Below are 19,872 nucleotides of genomic sequence, written 5' to 3' on the forward strand. Positions count from 1 at the left end.
GGAACCGGCTTGCCGGCGATCAAGACCCACGACTGTCAATGGGCGAAGATCGACCCACCCTCCTTGCCCGCCAGCTTCTGCGGCTTGATCAAGAACCGCGCCAGCGCCGGCAGCAGCCACAGCGCACCGAACATGTTCCACAGCAGCATGAAGGTCAGCATCAGCCCCATGTCAGCCTGGAACTTGATCGCCGAGAAGATCCAGGTGCATACCCCGATGGCCAGGCACAACCCGGTGAACAACACCGCCTTGCCAGTAGAACGCAGGGTCTGGTAGTAGGCCTCCTGCAACGGCATGCCTGCGCGCAGGAAGCTCTCCAGGCGGCTGTAGATGTAGATGCCGTAGTCAACGCCAATACCCACCCCCAGGGCCACCACCGGCAAGGTGGCGACCTTCACGCCGATGCCCATGAACGCCATCAGCGCGTTACCCAGCACCGAAGTCAGCACCAGTGGCAGCACGATGCACAGGGTGGCGGCAAAGGAACGGAAGGTGATCATGCACATCACCGCCACGCAGATGTACACCAGGATCAGAATGGTCAGCTCGGCGGACTTGATGACCTCGTTGGTGGCCGCCTCGATACCGGCGTTACCGGCCGCGAGCAGGAACTGCAGCCCCTCTTTGTTGTGGCTGTCGGCAAAGGCCTTGGCCGCAGCAGTCACCCGCTCCAGGGTTTCGGCCTTGTGGTCGTTCAGGAACACCAGCACCGGCGCCAGCGAACAATCGGCGTTGTACAGGCCATCGGCGCGGGCGATGGAGTTGTTGAGGATGTCCGGGTTGCGCGACAGGGTTTCCCATTTCAGGCTGCCCTCGTTCATGCCCTTGATCACTTGCTTGGACACCGTCACCAAAGAGATCGCCGACTGCACGCCAGGGGTGTTCTCCATGGTCCACATCAACTCGTCGATCGGCGCCATGGTCGAGTGGATCGAGCAGCTCTCGGACGGCGTCTTGACCATGATCACCAACACATCAGAGCTGGTGGAGTAGTTGCTGATGATGAAATTGTTGTCCTGGTTGTAGCGCGAGTCCGGGCGCAATTCCGGCGCACCCTGGTCAAGGTCGCCGATCTTCAGGTTCTGGCTGTACCAGAGCCCGCCAGCGAACATCACCAGAGCAAGGGCGATCGACACCGGCGCCACCTTGGCACTGGCGAAGTTGGACAACAGGCGCCAGAACGGATGCTCACGGGTGGCGTCCTTCTTGCTGCGCTCGATGGCCTTCTTGCTGATGCCCACATAGGAAATCGCCACCGGCAGCAGGATCAGGTTGGTGAATACGATCACCGCGACACCGATGGAGGCGCCAATGGCCAGTTCGCGGATAACGCCGATGTCGATGATCAACAAGGTGATGAAGCCCACCGCGTCGGCGAGAATGGCGATCATGCCCGGCAGGAACAGCTGGCGGAAAGTACGCCGCGCGGCAGTCAGGGCATTGTCGGCGTCGCTGGACTGCAGCGCGATGCCGTTGATCTTCTGCACGCCATGGGAAATACCGATGGCGAAGATCAGGAACGGCACCAGCATGGAGTAAGGGTCCAGGCCAAAGCCGACCGCGTGCATCAGCCCTAGCTGCCATACCACCGCCACCAGGGTGGTGATGAGCACGGCGATGGTGCTGCGGATGCACCAGGTGAACCAGTACAACAGGGCCCAGGTGATGAGCAGCGCCACACCGAAGAACATCGCCACCATCACCAGGCCGTCGATCAGGTCGCCGACTTTCTTGGCGAAGCCCACGATGTGAATCTTCACGTTGGGATTCTGGGCCTGGAACTTGTCGCGGATCTTCTCTTCCAGCTGGTGGGAGAATTGCTGGTAGTCAAGCTTGATGAGCTTACCCTGGTCCTGTGGGTCCGGGTAACGCTCGAGCAACGGCACATCGATGATGCTGGACTTGAAGTTGTTGCCCACCAGGCGACCGACCTGGCCCGACTTGAGCACGTTGTCGCGCAGCGCGTCGAGGCTCTCGGCCGAGCCGTTGTAGGTGTTGGGTATCACCTCACCACCGGAGAAACCTTCCTCGGTGACTTCGGTCCAGCGCACGCTGGGGCTCCACAGCGACTTGAGGCCGGCGCGATCGACACCGGGAATGTAGAACACCTCGTCATGGATCTGACGCAGGGTCTCCATGTAGTCCTTGTCGAAGATGTCGCCATTGACTGCTTCGACCGAGATGCGCACCGTATTGCCGAGGTTCGCCAGGTCGTTGCGGTGCTCCATCATCTGCTCGATGAACGGATGCTGCAGTGGGATCATTTTCTCGAAGCTGGTGGACGGGCGGATCTGCGTGGCCTGCCAGAACAGGAAAATGCTCACCAGCAGGCACAAAGCGATGACCACCGGGCGGTTGTTGAAGATCAGGCGTTCCAGCAACGTGGCCTTGTCCTGGTGGTGAGGATGCATGGTAATGCTCTCGCGACTGGTCATGGACGCACCTCCCCGGTAGTTTGCTCGCCACCTTCGGCTGTGGCCAGGTGCACACCGCCCTGCCCCACCAGCAACAAGCCTCCGTTGGCCAGGCCACTGACTCCGGCCAAGGCGATGCGGTCGGCGCGGTTATAGACGCTGAAGGTCTGGCCGTCATCGTGGCTGCGCAGCACGCTGCCACCATTGCCGACCAGCACCAGGGTGCCGTCATCGAGAAGCGTAGCGCTTGCCAGGCCGAATTCGAGCGTGCCACGTGTGGCCTTGAGTTCGATCGGCTGCCAGGTGTCGCCGAAATCGGTGGAGCGGAACAGGTTGCCGCGCAGGCCATAGGCGAGCAGCGTGCGAGGCTGGGAGGTGCCGATCACACCGAACAGCGACCCTTCGTAAGGCCCCTCGACCTTCGACCAGGTCTGGCCGTTGTCACCCGAGCGGAACATGCAGCCCTGCTCGCCGACGATGAACAGGCCCGCATCCTTGACCTGGGCAATACCGTTGAGATGCAGTTGATCGGGGTTGTCGAGGCGCTCGGCCACATCTTGCCAATGCTGGCCGCCATCGGTGGTTTCCAGCAACGCGCCATAGGCACCGACAGCAAATCCATGCTGGGCATCGAGGAAGCTGACATCGAGCAGCGGCGACTCGCGGGACAGGTCTTCGAACTGTTTGCTCCAGGTCGCGCCACCGTCGTTGCTGGCGAGGATCTGGGCATCGTGACCGACCGCCCAGCCGCGTTTGTCATCGAGAAAGAAGACAGCGGTCAGCAACTGCCGGGTGGGCACGCGTGCCTGGGTCCAGGCCTTGCCCTGGTCGTCGGAGAACAGGATATGGCCACGATCCCCCACCACCACCAGCCGTTTTCCGGCATGGGCAGCGTCGATCAACAGGCTCTGGCTGGCCTTGGCCGACTCGGTGGAATACTCCTGGGCGGCGGCCGCTTGCGTGGTGTGCGCCCACATACCCAATGCCAGCGCCAGCATCGCACCGGTCGCCAACGGCCAGGCACCACGCCTGGCCTGCGTCAAAAACCGCTCCCTCATGACCGTCCCCTGTTGTGTTTTTCTTGGTGGGTCTGTGCCTTGCAGGTACTGCGAAAAGCCTGATCTAGAGGCCTGCAATAGCTTGGGGTCATGCTATCGGGGAACGTCGCGGCAATACAACGGGCAGGACGTTATGTTTTGTTAACCGCCCCAAAAGCTTCGCGGGTAAACCCGCTCCTACCGTCATCCCACCGCAGTGGTGTACCTGTAAGAGCGGGTTTACCCGCGAAGAGGCGAGTTCAGCTTATCGGGCACTCAGGCCAGGCTCTTGCTCACCACTTCATACACATCGCTGGACAGCGCGCCCGAAGCGAGAATCCGCTCCAGCTCGCCCTTCATCAATGCCTGCCGCGCATCGTCGTACTTGCGCCAGCGGGTCAGCGGTGCCAACTGACGCGAAGCGATCTGCGGGTTCAGCGCATTCAGTTCGATCACCAGGTCAGCCAGGAAGCGGTACCCGGAACCGTCGGCCGCATGGAAGTTGACCAGGTTTTGCCCGGCGAACGCACCGATCAGCGCACGCACCTTGTTCGGGTTCTTCAACGTGAAGGCCGGGTGCTGCATCAGCGCCTTGACCCGCGCCAGGCCACCGGGCAACGCACTGGCCGCCTGCACGCTGAACCACTGGTCCATGACCAACGGGTTGTCCTTGAAGTGTTCGGCAAAGGCCTCCAGCGCCTTGGCCCGCTCGGCTTCGAACGAGGCGTTGACCAACACGGCCAGGGCGGTCAGGCGCTCGGTCATGTTGTCGCAGTGCTCGAACTGCTCAAGTGTCGCTTCCAGCACCTGCGGCTTGCCGGTCAGCATCAGGTAGGACAGCGCGATGTTCTGCAGGCTGCGACGGGCAAAGTGCTCGGCTTGCGCCACATAGGGGGTGTTGCGCGATACCTCACGGTTGGCCTGGTAGCGGGCCCACAGCGCGTCGAACAGCTGCTCGGCGATTTGCTGGCGAGCGAACTCGCGAGCTGCGTGGATCGCATCGACATCGGCCACCTGGCTGATCTCGGTGAGGTAGGCCTCGCCCGGTAGCGACAGCATTTCGGCGACCATGGCTGCATCGAGCGATGCGTTGCCCAGCACGGTGCCCAGGGCGGTGATCAGCCGCGGGTCGAGCTTCAGCGCTTCGCCGCGCTGATGCTGGTCGATCAGCTCCTGCAACACCTGCACCGACAGCTGCTGGCCCGCTTCCCAGCGGTTGAAGCCGTCGCTGTCATGCTGCATGAGGAACATCAGTTGGTCGCGGTCGTACGGGAAGCTCAGTTTCACCGGGGCGCTGAAACCGCGCAGCAGCGACGGCAGCGGCTTGGCCGCGATGCCCTGGAAGGTGAAGGTCTGTTCGGCTTCGGTCACCGACAGCACACGGGTGGTACCTGCTGCCGAGCCTTCACCGGCCAGCTGCAGTGGCAGGTCGTTGCCTGCAGCATCGAGCAGCCCCAGTTCGACCGGGATCACGAACGGCAGCTTCTCGGCCTTGTCCGGGGTCGCCGGGCAGCTCTGGCGGAACGTCAGGCTGTAGGTCTGCGCCGTCGCGTCATAAGACTCGCTGACCTCCAGGCGCGGCGTGCCGGCCTGGCTGTACCAACGCTTGAATTGGGTGAAATCGACACCGTTGGCATCTTCCATGGCCTTGATGAAGTCATCGGTGGTCACCGCCTGGCCATCGTGGCGTTCGAAGTACAGGTCGCTGCCCTTGCGGAAGCCCTCGGCGCCCAGCAGGGTACGGACCATGCGCACCACCTCGGCGCCCTTCTCGTAGACGGTCAGGGTGTAGAAGTTGGAGATCTCGATGAAGCTGTCCGGGCGCACCGGGTGGGCCATGGGGCCGGCATCTTCGGCGAACTGGTGGGTGCGCAGGTAGGCGACGTCCTCGATGCGCTTGACCGTGCGCGAGTTCATGTCGGCACTGAATTCGGCATCGCGGAACACCGTGAAGCCTTCCTTGAGCGACAGCTGGAACCAGTCGCGGCAGGTCACGCGGTTGCCCGACCAGTTGTGGAAATACTCGTGGGCAACCACGCCTTCGACGCGCTGGTGGGCGGCGTCGGTGGCGGTTTCGGCACGGGCCAGCACACAACTGGAGTTGAAGATGTTCAGGCCCTTGTTTTCCATGGCGCCCATGTTGAAGTCGTTGACCGCGACGATCATGAAGATATCCAGGTCGTATTCACGGCCGTAGACCTGTTCGTCCCAACGCATGGAGTTCTTGAGGCTGACCATCGCGTGGTCGCACTTGTCGATGTTCTCGGGCTCGACGTAAATGCGCAGGGTCACGTCGCGACCGGACTGGCGGGTGAAGCTGTCCTCGACACACCACAGGTCTCCGGCCACCAGGGCGAACAGGTAGGCCGGCTTCTTGAACGGGTCTTCCCAGGTCGCCCAGTGCCGGCCATCCTCGGCCGGGCCGCTGCCGACCGGGTTGCCGTTGGACAGCAGCACCGGGTAGCGATGCTGCTCGGCGATCACCGTGGTGGTGAAGGTGCTCATCACGTCCGGGCGGTCGAGGTAATAGGTGATCTTGCGGAAACCTTCTGCCTCGCACTGGGTGCAGAACATCTTGCCGGACTTGTAAAGGCCTTCGAGGGCTGTGTTGGATTCCGGGTGGATCTTCACGCTGGTATCGAGGGTGAAGCGCTCGCCTTCAGGCTGCACGGTCAGGCTGTCGCCATCGAGCTGGTAGTCGCCCGCCTGTAACTCCTGATCGTCCAGCGACGCACGCAACAGTTCCAGTTGCTGGCCATCGAGCACCAGCGGCGGCAGACCGGCGCCACGCTCGGGGTTGCGGCGCATGACCAGTTGCGCATGGACCAGCGTGTGGTCCTCGAACAGCTCGAAGGTCAGGTGCGTCTCGTCGATCAGGTACTCAGGGGCCTGATAATCCTTGAGGTAGATCACTTGCGGTTGTTCGGTGCGCATGGTGACGATCCTTTACTGAAGCACGGCCAGTTGGTAGGCCGTGTACTTGCGAATGTTGATCACGCCGGTGTCAAAAATCAGGTACTGGCCCTTGATGCCCAGCAGCGTGCCTTCCACCACCGGGTCCTTGTCGAGGTTGAAGCTGACGATCTTTTTCGGGTAAGCCTCCACCGGGTAACGCATCTCGACCACCTCGGCATCCGCCAATGGCTGGATGGCCTGCAAGCCGAAACGCTCCTGCAAACCGCGGATACCGTCGGCGCAGGCGTCGAAGATCTGCTCGCGGATGGCCATGAGGTCGAGCACCTCGGCGTCGCCCTTGAGCAGCGTGCGCCAATTGGTGCGGTCCGGTACCTGGCTGCGCAGCACATCCTCGACCAGACCCGATTGCTGACGGGTGGCCACGCGCATGATCGGCAGCGCCTGGCTGGCACCCTGGTCGAGCCAGCGGGTGGGCAGTTGAGTGGCGCGGGTGATGCCGACCTTGATACCCGACGAATTGGCCAGGTACACCACGTGGTCAGTCATGCAGAACTGCTCGCCCCAGGCGGGTTCGCGGCAAGTGCCTGCGTCGTAGTGGCATTTCTCCGGGGCCATGATGCACACGTCGCACTGGGCCAGCTTGGTCATGCACGGGTAGCAGTAGCCCTGGCTGAAGCTGGTCTTGGTGCGTTTGCCACAGTGGGTGCAATGAATGGCGCCAAGGTATTCCAGGCGGATCGACTGCCCGATCAGCGGGTTCACCGGCACCTGCGTGTCATCCAGGCGGAAGCTGTACTGGACGACCGGCGCTTCCAGGCGTACCGCCATCTTGCTCAGAGAGCCACGAGCGAGTTCGATCAATGTACCGAGTCCGACTTGAACAGAATGTTAGGGATTGGCGCAGATTTCGACGAGCACTCTTGCGGGCCCATGTAGCCGGTGCGCTGCTCCTCGGGGAGGTTCTTCATCTCCCAGGCGATCACGGCCTGTAGCGACAGCTCTTTCTGCTCGGGGGTGAGCTTGCGGCCGTCGGACCATTTGCCGATTTCCACGGCCGTTTTCAGGCTTGCATAGATTTCAGGGGTAATGTTTTCGATCATTTGCGCGAAAGTGGACATAGCGTCTCCTGGGGTTTGGACGAAAATCGCCGAACGGCGATCAGGCGAGGCAAAAACAGGCGAGGAAGCGGAGTTTACTGTTTGTAAATACGCATTCCGAGCCTGTTTTCAACGCAGCATGATGGTCGGGCAGGCACTTCTCGTACAAAGCCGTAATCAAACCGACAGTTTACGCCGGGCAAGGGCCCCACCCAAGAGGCCCGTCAAGCATCCGATGAGCAACCCGCCGACATGGGCGGCGTTGGCGATCTGACCAAACCCGAGCTGGCCGACCACACCGGTCAGGCAGATGACCAGCCAGATCAGCATCATCACCAGTACCCCCTTGGGCAGGCTGAACAGCGGGTTCGGCGCGAGCCATTGGTACAACCAGATGTGCCCCAGCAACCCGTACAGCACGCCGGACAAGCCGCCGAACAGGCTCGGCCCGCTCGCGAAATGCTGGGCCAGGTTGGACACCAGGCTGAATAACAGGGTCAGGCCGAGCAGCATCCATGGACCCTGGCGCAGTTCGATGCGTTTGCCCAGCTCCCAGTACCATAGGCCATTCATCGCCAGGTGCAGCACGCCAAAGTGCAACAGCATGGGCGAGACCAGCCGCCACCATTGCCCATCGCCCAGGCTTTGCGCCAAGGGGGTGAAGTACAGGTATTCGCCCTGGACGCGGAAGTCCAGAAAGGTGAACCAACCTATGGTGGTGAAGTTCTCGCCCAAGCCAGTGAGGCCAGCGACCACCAGGCACAGGAACAGGATGAAGGCGGTGACCTTGCAGGCACGGGCTTGTTCGGCCAGGGACGGTGGTGCTGGAGCATTCACCGGCATACTGGCTTCCACAGGGGGTTGCGCAAGCGGTACGTCGGCGTTGCCGTCCGGGAAGCGCTGATAAAGCTGGAGGACGTCGGCGGCCATTGTCTCTGGCGCCCACAGCACCTGGGCTTCGCCCTCCACGATCACACGGTGCGGCACCTGCAGGCGCTGCAGCAGCTGGACGAAGCCGCTGAGGTCGACCGTCAGCGGCAGGCGTATCACTTCAACGACGTTCATTGGTTGGCCTGCGGTCGGTCGACATCGACCCAGACGAACTTGTGCGGGTCGATACGGGTTTCGTCATCCAGCCGGTAGGCCACCAGTTTGCCATACAGCACCGCGCTGTAGTCCAGGCATGCCAAGTTGTCGCGAATCGGCGCCGGTCGGCCACTACGCCAGTAATGGCCAACGAACAGCATGGGCTCGTCCTCGGCATAGCGCAGCAAAGCATTTTTCTCGGTGTGGCTGAGCGGTGTCCTGGCCACTTCCTCCGGCAAGGCATCGGGCTGGAACACGATGTCGCCGTAGGTCTGCGGGTCTTCCTCCCAGAACTTGGTGCGGAAAAAGGCTCGGGTCAGGCCATCGCCACCGGTCAGGGTCAGGCCGTCCGGCAGGCGCATGTCGGTGCCGCGCAACAGGCGATTGCACACGGTGGCGGCAAAGCTGCCGGACACCGCCGATGCCTGGATGAAATGCTCGTCGATGCGCCCTTGCGGATATTGCTGGCGCAACGGTTCGATCAGACGGGCGTCCCAGCAGGCGTGCACCAGGCGGAAACGCCCGGCATCGACGAACAGCGGCAGCTCATGGAACCACTGCAGGAAGTCGTGCCAGTCGCCTGGATGATGGGCGAACTGAGTCAGGGTCTCGTCGATCAGGCGGGCATGCCGGGGTGTATGTTCGCGCACGTAGGCCTTGCCACTGCCCGGCAGTGCCGGGGTCACCCAGCCTAGGGCGTTGTATTCATGGTTGCCCATGATGCAGAACGCCTGGCCGGCTTCGACCATGTCGTGGACGATGTGCAGCGCCTCGCGAATGCGCGGCCCGCGATCGACGATGTCACCCAGGAACAACGCCTGGCGCCGAGGGTGGCGCCAGACACCGCCGACCCGTTTGTAGCCGAGGGCGTCGAGCAGCCGTTCGAGGGTCAGTGCACAGCCGTGCACGTCGCCGATGATGTCGAAACTTCGCGCCGGATCGAGCATCAGTCGTCCCTACCTCCCAGGCGGCTGCCCCAGCCGAGCTTGGTGCGGCAGACCTCGTAGTAGTTGTGGTCCAGCGGATGGATCAGGCGCAGCTTCTGTGGCTTCTTGCTCACCGTGATGGTGTCGCCAGGGGCGCAGGTGAAGTGGTTCTGGCCATCACAGGAAACCTGCGGGTAGATCTGCAGGTCCTTGGACACGACGATTTTCAGCTCGCTGTTGCCGTCCACCACGATCGGCCGCCCAGACAGGGTATGCGGGTACATCGGTACGATCACGATGGCGTCGAGTTTGGGGTGCATGATCGGGCCGCCAGCGGACAGCGCATAGGCGGTGGAGCCGGTGGGCGTGGCGACGATCAGGCCGTCGGCTTTCTGGCTGCAGACGAACTGGCCGTCGATGTAGATCTCGAACTCGATCATCCGCGTCGACTTGCCAGGGTGCAGCACCACGTCGTTGAGCGCATCGCCCTGTCCGATGGCCTCGTTATGGCGGCGCACCTCGGCCTGCAGCAGGAAGCGGTTTTCCACCAGGTAATGGCCGTCGAGCACCTCGGCGACTTTCACTTCCAGCTCGTCCGGGCGGATATCGGTCAGAAAGCCCAGGTTACCCCGGTTGATGCCCAGCACCGGAATATTGTGACGGGCCAAGGCGCGGGCGGCGCCCAGCAGACTGCCGTCGCCCCCTACCACGATGACCAGGTCACAGACCTCGCCTAGCAATTTGCGGGTGGAGGTTTGCAGGCCATGGCCGGGCAGGACTTCGGCGATGGTGTCCTCGAGGATCACGTGCAGGTGGCGCTCGAGGAGGAATTTTTTCAGTCGGCGAATGGTGTCGAGCACCTGCGAGCTGCCAAGGCGTCCGATGATACCGATATTGCGAAATTGCTCCATGGGGCTCCTGCGAGGCTCTGCGGCGGGTGACTATGCCGGGATTATGGGCGAAACGACCGGGCAGCGGCAAACCGGCTATGCTCGCAGGATGATGCCTTTTGCCGATCTGCACGACCTGCCCCGCCAACTTCGCCGCCCAGCGGTTCGCGACCTGGCATGGGTACTGCTGTCGCCGCCGCTGCTCAGTGCCCCGCCCTGCCCCCAGCGCCATCCGCTGACGGGCAGTGCCTGGGCGGACGATCCACAAGGCCTGGCGCTGTGGCTACGGTCGCTGGATGCCGACGACCAGCCGCTGCGCGCCTGGCTGGTACAGCTGACCAGCCAGCGTTTGGGCTTGTACTACGAAAGTCTCTGGCAGTTTGCCCTGCGCCACGCCCCTGGCGTCGAGTTGCTGGCCGGCAACCTGGCGATTCGCCAAGGCGGTAGAACGCTGGGCGAATTGGATATCGTCCTGCGCGATCGCGAGGGCGTGCATCATCTGGAACTGGCGATAAAGCTGTACCTCGGCCCCCAGCAGACTGACGGCCACGACCCGGCCGATTGGCTGGGCCCCGGCTGCCACGACCGACTAGGCAGCAAACTGGCCCATGTCGTGGGTCACCAGTTGCCCATGTCGCGCAGTGCACAGGCACGTGACAGGCTGGCCGATCTGGGTGTCGATGAGATCAATGCGCACTTGTGGATGAGCGGCTACCTGTTCTACCCCTGTCCCGGCCAGACCGACTCACCGTCGCCGAGCAATCCGCAACATTTGCGTGGGCACTGGTCGCACCGCAAGGATTGGTCACCGCCACCACAGCAGTTCTGGCAGCCTTTGCCGCGCCACGCGTGGCTGGCACCGGCACGCTTCCAGGCCGAGGACCTGCTGGTGCGTGCTGGCATCGGCGAATGGTTGCAGGCACTGGACGAGCATGCCCCTGCACAATTGCTGGTCCGCCTGGAGGAGCAGGCGGACGGGGCGTGGGAAGAGGCAGAGCGGCTGTTCCTGGTCGCTGACGACTGGCCGCACCTGCCCCTTTGAGAACGCCGTGCCTCAGGAGGCGTCGGCTACCGGTTCAGCCTTGGGGCAGTGGGCTTGGGCATCGGTCGGCCAGAGCACCTTGCCCTTGCCATCGACTACCTGCTCGGCACCGCACGGTAAGCGGTTGGTGTCGAACACCACCGTGCCATCGAGGCGATACATGGCCCGCAAGGTGCTGACCGCATCGTCGTTGTACCCTTCGACGCGATAACCAAAGATCACTCCGCGGTCCATGTCGACTTTGATGGCCTGCCATTTGGCCGGCACCAACAACTTGCCGTCCAGGTCGTAGAGGGCGCGATTGGCGTCGGTGGACTCACCCTCGGCGGCAAGCACGTGCTGCTTGTCGGCGGTCAGCGAGAGCCTGACGAACTGCTCCGGCTTGATCAACACCGTGCCTTTGGCATCCATCATCCCCACAGTGCGCACCTGATCGGGCATACCCCAGACCTTGACGGTCTTGCGCGGCGATTGCAGCTCGGAATACGCGAAACGCTCAGGCGCCAGCACACCGACCTCAGCATAAGTGGGCTCGATCAACACGGTGCCTTTGTCCAGGTCGACGGTGCCAAAGGTGGCCAGGAAACTGTTCTGCATCACGCCAATATGGCTGAAGCCCGGACGATGACCGATCATGCCGGTGCCGGTACCCGCATCACCAATGGAGTCGTACTTCGGCTCGATCAGCCACTTGCCGTCATGGCCGATCATCCCCGCCTTGCCCCTTCCCGCCTCGGTACGCGGCTGTTGCACCATCGCACCGGTCTTGCCGAACGCTTCGCAGGTTTCATACCGAGGCTCGATGACCGTCTTGCCTTGGTAATCCATATAGCCGCACATCCCGTCGTAGGTGGCCTTGAAGGCCACCAATCCAGCCCCTGGGTTACCCAGCCAGAACTTGCCGAAAGGCACCACCAGGTTACCCGCGGCATCGGCCAGACCCGAGCCTTCGGCACCTTCGCGCTTGACCACCAGGTGGCCGTCGCCGACGACGACGATGTCATCGAAGTCGAGCTTGCGCAGGGTGCGAGTATCCAGGTTATAGCCCCAGCTTTCGCCTTCGCGCTTGGCGAGCACCCAGTTACCTTTCATGGCGCCACGCACGTACATCGAATCGAACACCGGGTCACTGACCTTCTCGCCCTTGACCGTGAGAATGCCGCGCAGTTCGTTCACTTCATAAACGATGAAGTCATTCTCGCCGCCGACATATACGGTGTCGAAGAGCGCCGGCTGGACTTCCTTGCCCTGCTCGTCCATCACACCGACCTTGCCATCACGGACAAAGCCGAACAAGCCAGGGGTCAGGGTATACAGCTCATCGGTGATATCGGCTTTGATCACCTGCTTGCCATCACGGCTGGCCAGGCTCCAGTGATCACCATCGCCAAAAATGAAGGAATTGCTGAAAGGTACGGTGTAGAGGCCCGAATAAGTGTTATCGGGGCCCACCAGCAAACTGCCGGTCTGGTCAATGACCGCGCATTGGTCGTTGACGCACAGGGGGATGGTCAGGTTGGCAAGCGGTTTGGTTTCGGGGGTTTGCTGGCAACCGCCCAGCATGAGAGTGGATAAAGCACAAAGCAGCGCCGCCTTCGAAGCGGCTGTGAAAGGTTTCATTTACACAGAGTCCTTGTGTAGAAAATCGTATAACTTGCTTCCTTGAGCAAACAGCAAATAGCTATTCGCCATCGCTCAGCGGATTGTATCGACGAAGTTTCACAGATCTAAAGCAAAAAAAAGATTCCCGTACCAGTTACAGTTAGGAACGAGCGCCGCCAAGAGCGTTCTTTTCGACCTGATGACGAGGACCGACCATGGCTTCATCTACCCCCGCGACTCATTACGCACGCCTGTCCATCGCCCTGCATTGGCTGATGCTGGTGTTGCTCGCCGCTGTATACGCCTGCATCGAGTTGCGCGGCCTGTTCCCCAAGGACAGCGCCGAACGCAACTTGATGAAAGACCTGCACTTCATGCTTGGCCTGACGGTATTCGTGCTGGTCTGGTTGCGCCTTGCCGTACGGGTGACTCGACCGACACCCCCCATCGTGCCCAAGCCACCTACCTGGCAAACCGGCCTCGCGCACCTGATGCACCTGGCGCTGTATCTGTTGATGATCGGTTTGCCGCTGGCCGGGTGGTTGATTCTGAGCGCCGCCGACAAGCCGGTGCCGTTCTATGGCCTGGAACTGCCACACCTGATCGGTGCCGACCCGGATCAAGCCAAGTTCATCAAGGGCTGGCATGAGCGCGTGGGCAGCTGGGGCTACTGGCTGATCGGACTGCACGCACTGGCCGGCCTGTACCACCACTATGTGCAGCGCGACAACACGCTGCTGCGCATGCTGCCCTACAAGTAACCGCGCCGCCCCTGCAGGCCACCGGTGTGCAGAAAGATCAGGCGGGTGCCGGGCTCGAACAGCCCGGCCTCAGCCTGGTCGCGCAAGGCCAGCAAGGCCTTGCCGGTGTAGACGGCTTCGAGCGGCACACCACTGTGTCGCTCGCACGCGTCGACGAACGCCAGCAGGTCCTCATCGAACTTGGCAAAACCGCCACGACAGGCTTCGTGCAGCTGGTAACCGTCAGCGCCGACCAGTTCCCTGACCGTCTGCGGCACACCATGATCCCACGGCACTGCCAACGCGCCATGAACGGCGTGCCTACCCGCCTCGGCCAGTACCAGGCCCGCCAGCGTGGTCCCGGTTCCTGCCGCCAACCACCAGGCATCGTACGCTGACCACCCCAGCGCTCCCAGTTGCGCCTGTGCCTGCTCGACGATCGCTGCACAACCCTCGGCGCCCGCCAACCCGCCACCGCCTTCGGGAATGCAGTGCCATCCCGGGTAGCGAGCCTGCCAGGGCGCCCAGAAACCGGGCTCGTGGCGCGCACGGTAACCGTCGTATCCAAGCCAGTGCAGCTCCATGCCAAAGCCCTGCAAGTCCCGAACGGTTGGCGTGTCCTGGGCATGACCGCGCAGCAGCCCCACCGTGGCGAAACCAAAGCGTTTACCGGCAGCGGCCAGGGCGTGGAGGTGATTGGAATGGTTGCCGCCAAGGCTTATCAGGCCGGGCGCGCCCTTTTCATGTGCGCGCTGCAGGTGGTGGCGCAGCTTGAACCATTTGTTGCCGCTGATCAGCGGGTCGATCAGGTCCAGGCGCAGGATGGCGGCTTCGATCGCAGCGTTTTGCAGCCATGGCAGATGAAAAGTTTGCAAGAACGCGGAGGGTAGCTCTGAGAGGCACGGGGACATGGCGAGAGACCTTGGTTGGTGCTGCAGTTTACCAGGCGAAGCAGCAGGGCCTGGGGCATGAGCCACCTTTCCACGAATAGATAACGAATCTTCCTACGCGCCCCAGCCCCCCTGCATACAGATAGAGATTCATTTTTTAACGTCGCTCGCCTGTCTCTTGAGGAAGGCGAGCCTCTCATATCCTCTGCGTTCGTTATCGCGCCTCCCGAAACCCTGGAAGCCGAGGATCTGGCTCAGCGCATCGATGTATTCACCCGATGGCTGGCCAATGTCAGTGAGGGTCACCTCTGCCTGCAACGGTTGCACACTTGCAGCGCCAAGTTATGGGTGGCCGGAAATGCAATGGCGCTGTCAGGGGCATTGGGCGATATCGTTACCCTGCTCACCACCACTCCTCGTGCGCCGCAACACGGGTAGAGCCTTGCCATAAACCTGCACACAACGATCTGCGGCTCGCTGCCCGACCTCACCGAGCAGGCGCTTTCCTACCTACCCACATTGCTCCCGCAACAACCGCTTATGCCTAGGTGCGATATGCACAACGTGACCGAAATTGCGACTTTCCCATAAAGCGCTCGTTAGCACCGAGCCAGAAACCATGTCCGAACCGATGGTGCCAGCCTTCAAGCCTAAAGGTCAGCACCACCGCAACTACTTGGACAGCGAGTGGCTCAAAGCTCCGCCGCCAACCGCGACCCTTGGTTGATCGCCCGCTTGGCGTCCAGTTCGGCAGCAACGTCGGCCCCACCGATCAGGTGAACCGACTGCCCCGCCGCCGCCAACCCTTCATGCAACTCACGAAGTGGATCCTGCCCGGCGCAAATCACCACATTGTCCACCGCCAACACCTGCGGCTCCCCCTCGCCGACGCGGATGTGCAGGCCGTCGTCGTCGATCTTCAGGTACTCGACGCTGTTGAGCATCTGCACATGCTTGTTCTTCAAGCCCGTACGGTGGATCCAGCCGGTGGTCTTGCCGAGGCCGTCGCCGACCTTGGATTTCTTGCGCTGTAGCAAGTACACCTGCCGTGCAGGCGCATGCGGCTGGGCTTTGATACCCGCCACGCCGCCGCGTGCTTCGAGGTGCGTATCGATGCCCCACTCCTTCCAGAACGCGTCACGGTCCTGGCTGCTGGCCACCCCCTGATGAACCAGGTATTCGGAAACGTCGAAACCGATACCGCCCGCCCCGATCACCGCCACGCTCTTGCCCACCGGCTTGCGCTCCAGCAGCACGTCCAGGTAGCTGAGGACCTTGTTGTGCTCGACCCCTGGAATGGCCGGGGTACGGGGAACAATGCCGGTCGCCAGGATGATTTCGTCGAACTTCCCCTGCACCAATGCCTCGACGTCGACACGGGTGTTCAAGCGCAGCTCTACGCCGGTGCTGCGCACTTTGTTGCGGAAGTAGCGAAGCGTCTCGAAGAACTCTTCCTTGCCCGGCACCCGCTTGGCGACGTTGAACTGGCCGCCCACTTCGTCTGCTGCATCGAACAGGGTCACCTCATGGCCTCGCTCGGCAGCCACGGTCGCGGCCGCCAGACCGGCAGGGCCGGCGCCGACCACGGCGATCCGCTTGACCTTTGTGACCGGCAGGTAATTCAACTCGGTCTCGTGACAGGCCCGTGGGTTGACCAGGCAACTGGTCAGCTTGCCACCGAACGTGTGGTCCAGGCAGGCCTGGTTGCAGCCGATGCAGGTGTTGATTTCATCGGCACGGCCTTCGGCGGCCTTATTGACGAAATCTGGGTCCGCCAGGAACGGCCGGGCCATCGAGACCATGTCGGCATCGCCCTCGGCCAGCACTGCCTCGGCCACTTCCGGCGTGTTGATGCGGTTAGTGGTGATCAGCGGGATCTTGACCGCACCGCGCAGCTTGGCGGTGACCTTGGTGAATGCCGCGCGCGGCACTTTGGTGGCAATGGTCGGAATTCGCGCCTCATGCCATCCGATGCCGGTGTTGATCAGCGTCGCGCCTGCGCGCTCGATGGCCTGGGCCAGCAGCACGATCTCATTCCAACTGCTGCCACCTTCGACCAGGTCGAGCATCGACAGGCGGAAAATGATGATGAATGCCGGCCCTACCGCCTCGCGCACGCGGCGGACGATCTCGACCGCCAGGCGCATGCGGTTTTCGTAGCTGCCACCCCAGCGGTCCGTGCGGTGGTTGGTGTGGGCGGCCAGGAACTGGTTGATGAAATACCCTTCCGACCCCATGACCTCGACACCGTCGTATCCAGCGCGCTGGGCCAGCACGGCACAATTGACGAAGTCGGCGATCTGCTTTTCGATCCCCGCCTCGTCCAGCTCCTTGGGCTTGAAGGGGTTGATCGGAGCCTGGATGGCGCTGGGCGCGACTTGGCGTGGGCTGTACGCATAGCGCCCGGCGTGGAGTATCTGCAGGCAGATCTTGCCGCCAGCGGCGTGCACGGCGTCGGTGACGATCCGGTGCTTGTCGGCTTCTTCCTCGGTGCTCAGCTTGGCCGCGCCAGAATAAACGCCCCCTTCATCGTTGGGCGCAATACCCCCCGTGACCATGAGCCCGACGCCACCGCGCGCGCGCTCGGCAAAGTAGGCCGCCATGCGTTCGAAACCGCCGGGACGCTCTTCAAGGCCGGTGTGCATCGAGCCCATCAAGGTGCGGTTACGCAAGGTGGTAAAGCCCAGGTCGAGCGGGGCCAGCAAGTGCGGATAGCGGTCGGCAGCCATGAAACGGTTCCCCATGTGGCGTGATCACGGAAATGCAGGCACCTCGCACGCTGGCGGGGCCTATCGTTTATCTGCTGCGACATTAAACAGCCGTTTGAATGGGCTCAATGATCGGAAATTACAACTTACTGATCAAAATGCGCAGCCGCTTCGCCACACGAAGCGTCAGGTCATTCAATGCAGTCCGACGTACCTTCAGGTTTTCCTTCGACGCGGTTCGAACGAACGCCGACGGTATTCAAGGCCTACGGTGACGTCAGGATGACCACGTAGTGACCTTGTGTCGGGGGCTCGCCGCGCTCATCGACCAGCCTGTAAGCCTGATCGACGGTAGGCCCTCGGTCGACCCGTAACGCCCGAACCGGCACCGCCAGATCGTCCACGCCCTGGATACCGATGACGCTGTCACGAGCCAGCGCCGGACAGGCCTCCATTCGCCAGCCGCCAGTGCCGGCGGTGGTCGTGCACGACGGCTCGACGATGCTGCCGGTGAACTGCAGCATGCCCGAGACAACGACGGCGTCTGCCTGGGCCTGACCAACCAGGCCCAGGCACACTGCAACACTCAATGCGAATCGCTTGCTGCCCATGATTTTCACTCTCCCGATAACCCAATGTTGAGCCTATCGGATGAACGTCAGGCAGCCTGGCCGCGGGCGTGAGGTAGTTCACAAAACAAAGAAGCCAATTTAAGAAACGTCTCAAAGCCTGCGACCGCTGCGATGCCTAGGATGGCTGAGACTCTCCCGACCCGCATCACCGGAGCCATTCCCTGACCATGTCGCCGCGCTCGCTTCGTACCCTCTTGCTCCCAGCCATGGCGGCGATCGTCATGACGGGCCTGGCGTCCAATGCTTGGGCCCAACTCAAGATCGAAGGCACGCGTCTTGTCTACCTGGGAACGAACAAGGAAGCGAGCCTCACCGTCATCAATCGCAGCGACCTGGACACGGTCATGCAAAGTTGGGTCAGCGCACCCGACGAGCACGACGATGCCCCCTTCGCCATCGTCCAGCCATTGACGCTGATCCCCCCCAACGGTCAACAGACGCTGCGGATACTGTACGCAGGCAAGGGCCTACCCCAGGACCGGGAATCACTGTTCTGGCTGAACATCCTCGAGATCCCGCGCAAGCCCGCGCAAACCGATACCCTGCAGTTCGCCATCCGCCAGCGCCTGAAGCTGTTCTATCGTCCCGCCGGCCTGCCAGGCTCGTCCAGCGAAGCGGCCACCGGCCTGCAATGGCGCAAGCGCGAGCCTCGTTCGATCGAAGTCAGCAATCCAAGTGCCTTCCATGTTTCGCTGATCGATCTCCAACTCGATAGCCTCGGGCAGTCATACCCGCTTACGGACTACCTCCTCCTGCGCCCAGGGGAATCGCTCACCCTCGAAGCGCCTTCGACACTGCCTGCACAGAGTCGTGTGGCATTCAGCGAGCTCACCGATATCGGCCTGCAGAAACGCCACCGCGTCGCGCTGCCGTGAACACACCGTTACAGGATAGCCCCCCATGATCCCAATTCGAAAAGCCCTGCTGGGCCTGCTCTTCGTTGCAGCCAGCTGCCCGGCCACCAGCTATGCGCTGTCATGCAAGCTGGACCCCTCCAAGGCGTCGGTGTTCAAGGAGGCCCTGGGTACCGCGCTGGCGGTGCCGGCCGACGCGGCGGACGGCACGATCATCTGGGAATCTGCGCCACATTCAGTGCCGGTCATCTGCGCCGATGACTACGAAACAGGCGTACGGGAAGACGTCTATTTCTGGGTCAACCCTGCGAAAATCAGCATCGGCAAGGGCATACGGGTCGGGATTCGCTACGGATCCAAGACCATCACCCAGAGTTCGGGCGCGGTCAGCACCGGTTTCAACTCGTTCCACGGTTGCAACTGGGCGAACTGCACGGGCTGGGACAAGGCCCGCTTCACCCTGACCTTCACCGTGTTCATCGAAAAATACGGTGAAACGCCGACCGATGGACAAGCCAGCGTCCTGAGTGAATATCGGGTGTTCCAGCTGGACGGCAAGGGCGGACTCAACCCCAAGCCTGACAGCAACCTCAACTATGTCGTCACCGGTATGAACAACGTGCGCTTCGTACCCTGTTCGCCCGAGCTGACCATCTTACCTTCGGTGGTCAATTTCCGCCGCGCCCTCGCCAGCTCGGCACAAATCGGCCAGGTCGCCAGCTCGGCCAATTTCAGCCTCGACCTGGTCAGGACCTGCGACACGCCGTACGCCGTCAGTGCTCGCTTCAGCCCGGTTGCCGGCAGCGCCAGTGTCATCGACAAACTGCTGGTGCCCGGCAATAACAGCTCTGTCGGCATCGCCCTGACCCAGCAGGACAACAACCAACCGGTGCCCTTCGATACCTGGTTCAAGCTGGCGGACCTCACTACACCGGGCTTGATCCGCAACGAGTTCCGTGCCGACCTGATTTGGCGCTCGGCCCCTGTCCCCGGTACGTTCGAGGCCATGGCGCTGGTGGACCTTTTCTACAAGTAACA

16 protein-coding genes are annotated in these 19,872 nt (G+C 62.2%); 4 read left to right on the top strand and 12 right to left on the bottom strand.

Annotated elements, in window-relative coordinates:
• Positions 1–35: 35 nt before the first annotated feature.
• From C4Q26_RS03990 to C4Q26_RS04025, 8 genes are all read right to left on the bottom strand, one after another.
• Entirely contained in the window at positions 36–2,411 is a 2,376-nt protein-coding gene (locus C4Q26_RS03990; RefSeq protein WP_041925608.1) for an RND family transporter, read from the bottom strand.
• A 20-nt stretch (positions 2,412–2,431) separates the two neighbouring features.
• Positions 2,432–3,472, bottom strand: a complete 1,041-nt coding sequence (locus tag C4Q26_RS03995) for a YCF48-related protein (protein WP_027907517.1) — start codon at positions 3,470–3,472, stop codon at positions 2,432–2,434.
• 255 nt (positions 3,473–3,727) lie between these two features.
• Positions 3,728–6,385, bottom strand: coding sequence for an aminopeptidase N (gene pepN / locus C4Q26_RS04000; RefSeq protein WP_104882800.1), 2,658 nt, complete (start codon positions 6,383–6,385; stop codon positions 3,728–3,730).
• A gap of 12 nt (positions 6,386–6,397) precedes the next feature.
• A complete protein-coding gene (locus C4Q26_RS04005; protein WP_023379493.1) occupies positions 6,398–7,228 on the bottom strand; it encodes a DUF2797 domain-containing protein in 831 nt (276 codons plus the stop codon).
• The gene (locus C4Q26_RS04010; protein WP_023379492.1) at positions 7,225–7,485 is read right to left on the bottom strand and encodes a YeaC family protein; all 261 of its coding nucleotides are present in this window, start codon (positions 7,483–7,485) and stop codon (positions 7,225–7,227) included. Before C4Q26_RS04010 ends, C4Q26_RS04005 begins: the two co-directional genes overlap by 4 nt.
• Positions 7,486–7,641: 156 nt before the next feature.
• A complete protein-coding gene (locus C4Q26_RS04015) occupies positions 7,642–8,529 on the bottom strand; it encodes a rhomboid family intramembrane serine protease (RefSeq protein ID WP_023379491.1) in 888 nt (295 codons plus the stop codon).
• Positions 8,526–9,497: a metallophosphoesterase gene (locus C4Q26_RS04020; protein WP_023379490.1), complete on the bottom strand. Its 972-nt coding sequence runs from the start codon at positions 9,495–9,497 to the stop codon at positions 8,526–8,528. Before C4Q26_RS04020 ends, C4Q26_RS04015 begins: the two co-directional genes overlap by 4 nt.
• A complete protein-coding gene (locus C4Q26_RS04025; protein ID WP_023379489.1) occupies positions 9,497–10,387 on the bottom strand; it encodes an NAD(+) kinase in 891 nt (296 codons plus the stop codon). The genes C4Q26_RS04020 and C4Q26_RS04025 overlap by 1 nt, the downstream gene beginning before the upstream one ends.
• A 43-nt stretch (positions 10,388–10,430) precedes the next feature.
• Here C4Q26_RS04025 and C4Q26_RS04030 point away from each other — a divergent pair, with 43 nt between their 5' ends.
• Positions 10,431–11,408, top strand: a complete 978-nt coding sequence (locus C4Q26_RS04030) for a DUF1853 family protein (protein WP_177429825.1) — start codon at positions 10,431–10,433, stop codon at positions 11,406–11,408.
• Positions 11,409–11,420: 12 nt separating this feature from the next.
• Here C4Q26_RS04030 and C4Q26_RS04035 read toward each other — a convergent pair whose 3' ends face one another.
• Entirely contained in the window at positions 11,421–13,028 is a 1,608-nt protein-coding gene (locus C4Q26_RS04035; protein WP_041925450.1) for a WG repeat-containing protein, read from the bottom strand.
• A 197-nt stretch (positions 13,029–13,225) separates the two neighbouring features.
• On the opposite strand from C4Q26_RS04035, the gene C4Q26_RS04040 reads away from it, so the two are divergent.
• The gene (locus tag C4Q26_RS04040; protein WP_104882802.1) at positions 13,226–13,771 is read left to right on the top strand and encodes a cytochrome b; all 546 of its coding nucleotides are present in this window, start codon (positions 13,226–13,228) and stop codon (positions 13,769–13,771) included.
• Here the strand turns inward: C4Q26_RS04040 and C4Q26_RS04045 are convergent.
• The 3 genes from C4Q26_RS04045 to C4Q26_RS04055 all read right to left on the bottom strand — a co-directional run bounded on the left by C4Q26_RS04045 (position 13,762) and on the right by C4Q26_RS04055 (position 17,959).
• Complete coding sequence (locus C4Q26_RS04045; protein WP_023379485.1) at positions 13,762–14,661, bottom strand: 1-aminocyclopropane-1-carboxylate deaminase/D-cysteine desulfhydrase; 900 nt, start codon at positions 14,659–14,661, stop codon at positions 13,762–13,764. The two genes, C4Q26_RS04040 and C4Q26_RS04045, sit on opposite strands and share 10 nt — an antisense overlap.
• A 671-nt stretch (positions 14,662–15,332) precedes the next feature.
• On the bottom strand, positions 15,333–17,369 hold the full coding sequence (locus C4Q26_RS04050; protein ID WP_023379484.1) for an NADPH-dependent 2,4-dienoyl-CoA reductase: 2,037 nt from the start codon (positions 17,367–17,369) through the stop codon (positions 15,333–15,335).
• A gap of 245 nt (positions 17,370–17,614) precedes the next feature.
• The gene (locus C4Q26_RS04055; RefSeq protein ID WP_023379483.1) at positions 17,615–17,959 is read right to left on the bottom strand and encodes a hypothetical protein; all 345 of its coding nucleotides are present in this window, start codon (positions 17,957–17,959) and stop codon (positions 17,615–17,617) included.
• Positions 17,960–18,147: 188 nt separating this feature from the next.
• Between C4Q26_RS04055 and C4Q26_RS04060 the strand changes: the two genes are divergently transcribed.
• Both C4Q26_RS04060 and C4Q26_RS04065 read left to right on the top strand, forming a co-directional pair.
• Complete coding sequence (locus C4Q26_RS04060) at positions 18,148–18,855, top strand: molecular chaperone (protein WP_256583377.1); 708 nt, start codon at positions 18,148–18,150, stop codon at positions 18,853–18,855.
• A 25-nt stretch (positions 18,856–18,880) separates the two neighbouring features.
• On the top strand, positions 18,881–19,870 hold the full coding sequence (locus tag C4Q26_RS04065; RefSeq protein WP_104882803.1) for a fimbrial protein: 990 nt from the start codon (positions 18,881–18,883) through the stop codon (positions 19,868–19,870).
• Positions 19,871–19,872: the final 2 nt, after the last annotated feature.

It is taken from the genome of Pseudomonas sp. SWI44 (genome assembly GCF_002947915.1).
Classification (GTDB): domain Bacteria; phylum Pseudomonadota; class Gammaproteobacteria; order Pseudomonadales; family Pseudomonadaceae; genus Aquipseudomonas; species Aquipseudomonas taiwanensis.

Coding starts and splice junctions, on each gene's coding strand:
- C4Q26_RS03990 (WP_041925608.1), bottom strand. CDS start 2,411: ATGCATCCTCACCACCAGGACAAGGCCACGTTGCTGGAACGCCTGATC.
- C4Q26_RS03995 (WP_027907517.1), bottom strand. CDS start 3,472: ATGAGGGAGCGGTTTTTGACGCAGGCCAGGCGTGGTGCCTGGCCGTTG.
- pepN (WP_104882800.1), bottom strand. CDS start 6,385: ATGCGCACCGAACAACCGCAAGTGATCTACCTCAAGGATTATCAGGCC.
- C4Q26_RS04010 (WP_023379492.1), bottom strand. CDS start 7,485: ATGTCCACTTTCGCGCAAATGATCGAAAACATTACCCCTGAAATCTAT.
- C4Q26_RS04015 (WP_023379491.1), bottom strand. CDS start 8,529: ATGAACGTCGTTGAAGTGATACGCCTGCCGCTGACGGTCGACCTCAGC.
- C4Q26_RS04020 (WP_023379490.1), bottom strand. CDS start 9,497: ATGCTCGATCCGGCGCGAAGTTTCGACATCATCGGCGACGTGCACGGC.
- C4Q26_RS04025 (WP_023379489.1), bottom strand. CDS start 10,387: ATGGAGCAATTTCGCAATATCGGTATCATCGGACGCCTTGGCAGCTCG.
- C4Q26_RS04030 (WP_177429825.1), top strand. CDS start 10,431: ATGGGCGAAACGACCGGGCAGCGGCAAACCGGCTATGCTCGCAGGATG.
- C4Q26_RS04035 (WP_041925450.1), bottom strand. CDS start 13,028: ATGAAACCTTTCACAGCCGCTTCGAAGGCGGCGCTGCTTTGTGCTTTA.
- C4Q26_RS04040 (WP_104882802.1), top strand. CDS start 13,226: ATGGCTTCATCTACCCCCGCGACTCATTACGCACGCCTGTCCATCGCC.
- C4Q26_RS04045 (WP_023379485.1), bottom strand. CDS start 14,661: ATGTCCCCGTGCCTCTCAGAGCTACCCTCCGCGTTCTTGCAAACTTTT.
- C4Q26_RS04050 (WP_023379484.1), bottom strand. CDS start 17,369: ATGGCTGCCGACCGCTATCCGCACTTGCTGGCCCCGCTCGACCTGGGC.
- C4Q26_RS04055 (WP_023379483.1), bottom strand. CDS start 17,959: ATGGGCAGCAAGCGATTCGCATTGAGTGTTGCAGTGTGCCTGGGCCTG.
- C4Q26_RS04060 (WP_256583377.1), top strand. CDS start 18,148: ATGTCGCCGCGCTCGCTTCGTACCCTCTTGCTCCCAGCCATGGCGGCG.
- C4Q26_RS04065 (WP_104882803.1), top strand. CDS start 18,881: ATGATCCCAATTCGAAAAGCCCTGCTGGGCCTGCTCTTCGTTGCAGCC.